The organism is Pseudomonadota bacterium (assembly GCA_034660915.1).
Classification (GTDB): Bacteria; Desulfobacterota; Anaeroferrophillalia; order Anaeroferrophillales; family Anaeroferrophillaceae; genus DQWO01.
Genome location: JAYEKE010000003.1, coordinates 1 through 6450, shown reverse-complemented (window position 1 = coordinate 6450; position 6450 = coordinate 1). Strand labels below are relative to the sequence as shown.

Below are 6450 nucleotides of genomic sequence, written 5' to 3'. Positions count from 1 at the left end.
CTTTATTGTTTGCCCATAAAAATTTATCAGGTTTTGATATCGCCCTGCATGGGTCATTCCTGTCGCTTTGTTCCTTCCTGTTCCCAGTATGCCCTGGATGCCATTGGGCGCTATGGCATTATCCTGGGTACCATGAAAGCAGTTTTAAGAATCCTGCGTTGTAATCCCTTTTTCCCAGGTGGTATAGACCCGGCATAAGATCCCCAGATCCGGAGGATTGTACCGGACGGACTTTAGGCTAATAAATTCAGCTGGCCCTTTAGTGGCCTTGGAGCAAGTATGGAAAAACGGACCATTTTGGCTATTGTGTTGTCTCTGGCCGTCCTCATGGGTTACCAATATATTTTCCCCCCCAGTAAACCAGTTCCCTCAACCTCATCGGTGGCGGAGAAAGTTTCCCGGAGTCCAGTAGCTACCACTAATAAACCCGTAGCTGCTACTAATAAAGATGATTCATTGCAATCACCGTCGGCTTCGAATGAAAGCGCAGTCGCGTTGCCGATAAAGGAAGCATTGACGCCGGTGGTTGATGGTGAGGATATTACCATTGATTCTGCCTTGTATACCTGTGTCATTAATACGGTTGGCGGGGTAATGAAAAAATTTACCCTGAAAAACTACCGGAAGGATATTGCCTCCGGCAGTTCCCGGCTGGAAATGGTGAATGTAGTTGACCCATCATATTTTCCTTTGTCAGGCAAAATAGCGTTAGGGGGCCAGGTTTTCAGTGATCGGCGTTTTGTTTATCAAGCGGATACCAAAGGCCTTGAATTTTTGCAGATTAATAAAGAGCAGGTGACGCTTGAGCTCAGATCTCCACAGGAAAGCGGCATGACCCTGGTAAAAAAATATGTTTTTTATCCCGGAGAATATTATTTTGATCTTTCCTACGAACTACAGGATCGAAATGATGCCCCCACAGTCCTTTCCTCGACCAGCCTTGTCTGGTCCCATGAAATTTTCCCAGCAGCCAAGAAACCAAAATCCTATGTTTATCGCGGGCCGCAAGCCTACGTGGATGGCAAGCTTTTCAAACAGTCCAAAAAACAGAAAAAAATAAAAAAAATGGAGCTGGACGGGACAATTAACTGGATAGGCTATACCAGTAAATACTTTTTAGCGGCCATCATGCCCCAGGAACAAACAGCGGTTAGCAATGTGACCGGTGTGATTGAGAAACCAAAAGCTACTATTGTCGAAACCGGAATGAAAATGGGAGGGGCCGGTAATTTCAGGGTTTTTATTGGGCCGAAGGAATTTGATTATCTGAAAAAGTTTAATCTGCAGTTGGATAAATCAGTTGATTTCGGCTGGTTTGGAATAATTGCCCGGCCGCTGGTCCAGTTGCTTAAGTTCTTCAACCGCTACCTGCATAACTATGGTTTGGCAATTATTCTGGTGACCATTTTGATCAAACTGGTTTTTTATCCGCTTTCACAAAAGAGCTACCAGTCCATGAACAAGATGAAAGCCATCCAGCCAAAAGTAGCTAAAATGAAGGAAAAATATAAGGATGACAAAGCCCGGCAGCAAAAAGAGATGATGGATCTCTACCGGACGTATAAAGTCAATCCTTTTGGCGGCTGTCTGCCTATCGTGGTGCAGATTCCAGTCTTCTTCGGTCTTTATCGAGGGTTGATGGTTGCCATTGAACTGAGGCATGCTCCTTTTTTCTGGTGGATTCAGGATCTGGCGGCCAAAGACCCTTATTATATAACCCCGATTCTGATGGGGGCTACCATGTTCTTGCAGCAGAAGATGAGCCCCACTACCGGTGATGCCATGCAGGCGAAGATGATGCTTTTCATGCCGCTTATTTTCACCTTCATGTTTTTGAATTTTCCCGCTGGTCTGGTGCTTTACTGGCTGGTGAATAATATTCTGTCAATTGGGCAACAATATATGGTGATGAAAAAAGCAGAAGTTTGATGGCTTCGTAAAAACTCCATCCTCTTCGTCAGGCTGCAACCTCAGAACCTCCTTGACCTGCCTGCTGCAGGCAGGGGGGGGCATAAAAAACAAGAAAAATATGTAACCATGAAGATATGAAGAGCTTGAAGAATTTCTAATTGAACTTCATGTTCTTCAAGCCTTCATGGTGATGAAACAATGTTGACGATGATATATTCATCTCAATTTGGTTGCGGCTATGCCGCATTGGGTGATTAATAAGGGAGAAAACCCGGATGACCAGGGATTTTGAAGGAAAGAACGTCCAGGATGCGGTAAAAAAGGCCTGTCTACAGTTAAATCTTTCTGCTGACAGGTTACACTATGAGATTGTCAGGGAGGAAACCAGGAAAATCTTTGGTCTTTTAGGTGGGAAAACGGCGATAATCAGGGTTACGGTTGAGGAAAAGGAAAAAACTGATTTAGTTAAGGAACTGATCGATTCAGCTTTTAGTGACCATATTAAAGAGGATGTTTTAGCGGCAGCTCCGGCCGATAGTGAACCGGAATTGGCCAAAGTGGTGACAAAAGAGGATGAAATTCCACCATCACAGCCGCCTTCCCCCACACCTCCGGCTCAATCTGAGAAGAAAGAGATAAAAGATACAGCTGTGCCTGCCATTGACCTGGTGATGGTTAAAAAAACTTTGGTTGAGATTCTTGCCCTCATGGATGTATCGGTCAAATCCGTTGAGGGCCGTTTAGCGCCTCCTGACTGTCATCTGGTTATAGAGGAACAAGATGGGCAGACAATGCTGGTCAGCCGCAAGGGGGAGGTGCTGAATGCCTTGCAGTACCTGATTAATAAGCTTTACGGAGTAAGAGGAGGCCGCGTTTATGTGGATTGTGGTGGTTTTCGTTCCCGTCATGAGCACAATATAAAGAAGCTGGCGCTAAAATTGGCAGCAAAAGCCAAAAAAATCCGTAAACCGGTAACCATTAATGCCCTTAATGCCCATGATCGCCGTATTGTTCACCTGCTTATCCAGGAAGATAAAAGCCTGTATTCCCGTAGTAAGGGTGACGGTGAGTATAAAAAAATAATTATCTATCCAAAAAATCTTCATCGCAACCGAGATAGAAATAAAGCGAAAGCGGTTAAGTCCTGATGAGCACAGGTTATGGTTCACAGTGATACGATTGCCGCGGTTTCAACCCCGGTTGGTGAAGGTGGCATTTCCATCCTTCGCCTGAGTGGTCCACAATCTCGAGTCATTCTCGAGACTCTTTTTTCCCCGCTACCCGATGTATTCACTCCTTTTCATCTTTATCTGGGCATGATAAACGAGCCTGAAACCGGCGATCCTCTTGACCAGGTCCTGGTAGTCCGCATGGAGGTTGGTCGTTCCTATACCCGTGAGGAAATGGCGGAAATTCATTGTCATGGCGGGTATCTGGTCGCCGGGAAAATATTGCAATTATTATTGCATCAGGGGGCCCGGCTGGCTGAGCCCGGTGAATTTACCCGCCGGGCTTTTTTGTCCGGGCGCCTTGATCTGGTTCAGGCGGAATCTGTTGCTGACCTGGTTACTGCCGGTAATGAACAGGCAATGCAGGTAGCCATCCGTCAGTTAGCGGGTGGCCTGTCCGGACAATTGATTACTCTGGAGCAGCGTCTTTCCCGGCAGTTGGCAGCCCTCGAGGTTGAACTTGACTTATTGGAGGAGGAAGGGTTGTCTTTGACCACCCGGTTAATGGTGGATGAGCTTGATGTCCTGCGGGAAGAGGTGAAACAACTGCTTTCTTCCTATGACGAGGGAAGGACGCTGGTAGATGGTCTGCGGGTGGTCCTGGTTGGTCGTCCCAACGTGGGGAAATCAAGTCTACTGAATGCCCTGCTTGGCCGAGAGCGTGCTATTGTGACCGAAATTCCCGGAACGACGCGGGATGTGGTCAGTGAATCTCTGGCTCTGGGAGGGATGAGGGTGGAAATCGCGGATACTGCCGGGATTTGTCAGCCGGCAGACGAGGTGGAGCGGTTGGGGGTTGCCCGGACGGATGAATGGATGAAGATGGCGGATATTGTTATTATGGTCATTGATAACACCCGGATTCCTACGGTTGAAGACATCCTGATTTATCAGCGCCTCATTGCTCAACGTCACTTGGTGGTGGTGAATAAAAATGATCTTCCGGCTGCGGCCGGTGAGAAACAGCTCAAGGAATTCTTTGACGGCGATATTCCGTTTATTTATACCACTGTCCGCAAAGACCAGGTTGACGTTGGCGAGTTGAAAATGAAACTCAGGGAAATCATTGAAGAGGATTTTAAAAATTTTTCCGGGGAACAGGTTATCTGCCATTTGCGCCATAAAATACTGCTGGAGAAAGTGCTGGGATACTTGCAGCATAGTTTGAAGCTGCTTTCCGCTTCCAGGCCGTTACTTGATATGGTGGCGGAAGAACTTCAGCAAGCCCGCCTGGCTTTAAGAGAAATAACCGGACAACAATGGGATGGCGATTTGCTGGATACCATTTTTGCCAATTTTTGCGTTGGAAAATGAATAATGTAGCGCCTGATAACCTGAGAAGATTACTGATTGATGGTAGTCATCAATTGGATATACATCTTGACCCTGCTCATCAGGAAGCTTTTATGGCTTATCTCACCGCGTTACAACGCTGGAACCGTGCCTATAATCTAACCGCAATTAAAGACGGACAGAAGATAATCTGCCGGCATTTTCTTGATTCACTTTCCTTTTCCCCTTTCCTTTCCGGCATCTCTGGTTCCGTCCTTGATTTGGGAAGTGGTGCCGGATTTCCCGGATTGCCCCTGGCGCTGTTACTTCCTGCCATCCGTTTTTTGTTGGTTGAGGCCAGGCAAAAAAAAACTTTGTTTTTGCAGCATGTTACCAGGATTTTAGGCCTTAAGAATGTTGAAATCCTTCATTTACATTTGCATAAAGGAAATGGTAGTACGGAGTTTAAAATACCGCTTGCGGCTCTGGTGAGCAGAGCGGTATCGGTCCCTGATGACGTTTTTCCTGTTGCTGGAGAGGTTCTGGCGCCGGGAGGGCTGGTTCTGCTTTCTTCTACGGCATCTTCACGAGAAAAAATCATGGAGGCATTATCCCTCCATGAGAATTTACGGCTTGAGGACATCAAAAAAGTTACCATTCCTTTTCTGGAGCAACAGCGATATATGATCCGGATTATCAGGGTATAAGATTTTTATGGGGAAAATAATTTCCATCGCCAATCAAAAAGGTGGGGTTGGCAAGACCACCACTGCCGTTAATCTGGCAGTTTCACTGGCTATTGCCGAGCGTAAGACCCTGCTTGTTGATCTTGATCCCCAGGGGAATGCTACCAGCGGCATCGGCTATGAAAGAGATGATAATCAGCGGAGCATATACCAGGCATTGCTTGGACTGGCGACGCCTCAGGAAGTTCTTCACCAGACTGATTTTGCCTATCTGGATATCATCCCGGCAAATCCGGATTTGATCGGGGCGGAAGTTGAGCTGTTGCAATTTGAACGTCGGGAGTTCATCCTGGCAGATCGGCTGATGCCCTTACTGGGTAGTTATCAATATATTATTATTGATTGCTCTCCCTCGCTTGGACTGCTGACCATTAATTCCCTGGCCGCGGCCCACGCCATTTTAATTCCGTTGCAGAGTGAATACTACGCGATGGAGGGGCTCGGCCAATTATTACATACGGTGAACCGGATACAAGAGACCCTTAATCCTCGGTTAGATATTGAGGGAATTTTGCTTACCATGATGGATCAGCGGACCACTTTGGCACGGCAGGTGGAAAAAGAAGTGCGCGAGCATTTCGGCTCCCTGGTCTATGAGTCCATTATTCCCCGGAATGTCCGGCTCAGTGAGTCGCCAAGTCATGGGAAGCCCATTGCTTTGTATGATGTTTCTTCCACCGGAGCGCAAGCCTACTTTCAACTTGCTGATGAGTTTTTACGTCGGCAAGCCAGGCCATAAAGGCCGAGAGCAGAAGGCAGGGACGTTGTTGATTTATTGATTTAACTAAGGGAGAGCGGGGGAAATTGGAAGCGGGGTCACCGTGATTGGGGACATTCTTGAGTTTCGCGTTAAAAGCAAATTCAAGCTGTTCCTCCACTGGTCGAGCGATAGTCAAGAGTGTCCCCCCGCGAAGCACGGCGAAGCAAACGTGCAAACCGGCTAGGGGCTAGGGGCTAGGGGCTAGGGGTCACCGTGATTGGGGACATTCTTGAGTTTCGCGTTAAAAGCAAATTCAAGCTGTTCCTCCACTGGTCGAGCGATAGTCAAGAGTGTCCCCCCGCGAAGCACGGCGAAGCAAACGTGCAAACCAGTACGGACCGCAGGCGAAGGAAGGCGGGAAAGTGAATTATCACAAATTCAGGACGCAGGGCAAAAAAAATTTCACCATGAAGATATGAAGAGCTTGAAGAATTTCTAATTGAACTTCATGTTCTTCAGTCCTTCATGGTAAAATAAAATCTGGGTTGCGGGCGAAGCCCGCCTTATAGTATTTATGCAAAAACAATGAGTA

At 47.1% G+C, this 6450-nt stretch carries 6 protein-coding genes; all 6 read left to right on the top strand.

The features are described from left to right. The first annotated feature begins 9 nt into the window (after nucleotides 1-9). Complete coding sequence (yidD, locus tag U9P07_00200) at nucleotides 10-198, top strand: membrane protein insertion efficiency factor YidD (GenBank protein MEA2107829.1); 189 nt, start codon at nucleotides 10-12, stop codon at nucleotides 196-198. Between the two features lie 81 nt (nucleotides 199-279). Further along, complete coding sequence (gene yidC / locus U9P07_00195; GenBank protein ID MEA2107828.1) at nucleotides 280-1929, top strand: membrane protein insertase YidC; 1650 nt, start codon at nucleotides 280-282, stop codon at nucleotides 1927-1929. 257 nt (nucleotides 1930-2186) lie between these two features. Continuing rightward, on the top strand, nucleotides 2187-3059 hold the full coding sequence (locus tag U9P07_00190; protein ID MEA2107827.1) for a Jag N-terminal domain-containing protein: 873 nt from the start codon (nucleotides 2187-2189) through the stop codon (nucleotides 3057-3059). Between the two features lie 12 nt (nucleotides 3060-3071). After that, nucleotides 3072-4454 (top strand): tRNA uridine-5-carboxymethylaminomethyl(34) synthesis GTPase MnmE, encoded by a 1383-nt coding sequence (gene mnmE / locus U9P07_00185; GenBank protein ID MEA2107826.1) that lies wholly within the window; start codon nucleotides 3072-3074, stop codon nucleotides 4452-4454. Continuing rightward, the gene (rsmG, locus tag U9P07_00180) at nucleotides 4451-5119 is read left to right on the top strand and encodes a 16S rRNA (guanine(527)-N(7))-methyltransferase RsmG (protein ID MEA2107825.1); all 669 of its coding nucleotides are present in this window, start codon (nucleotides 4451-4453) and stop codon (nucleotides 5117-5119) included. Before mnmE ends, rsmG begins: the two co-directional genes overlap by 4 nt. Nucleotides 5120-5126: 7 nt before the next feature. Beyond that, the gene (locus U9P07_00175) at nucleotides 5127-5897 is read left to right on the top strand and encodes an AAA family ATPase (protein MEA2107824.1); all 771 of its coding nucleotides are present in this window, start codon (nucleotides 5127-5129) and stop codon (nucleotides 5895-5897) included. The last annotated feature ends 553 nt before the right edge of the window (nucleotides 5898-6450 follow it).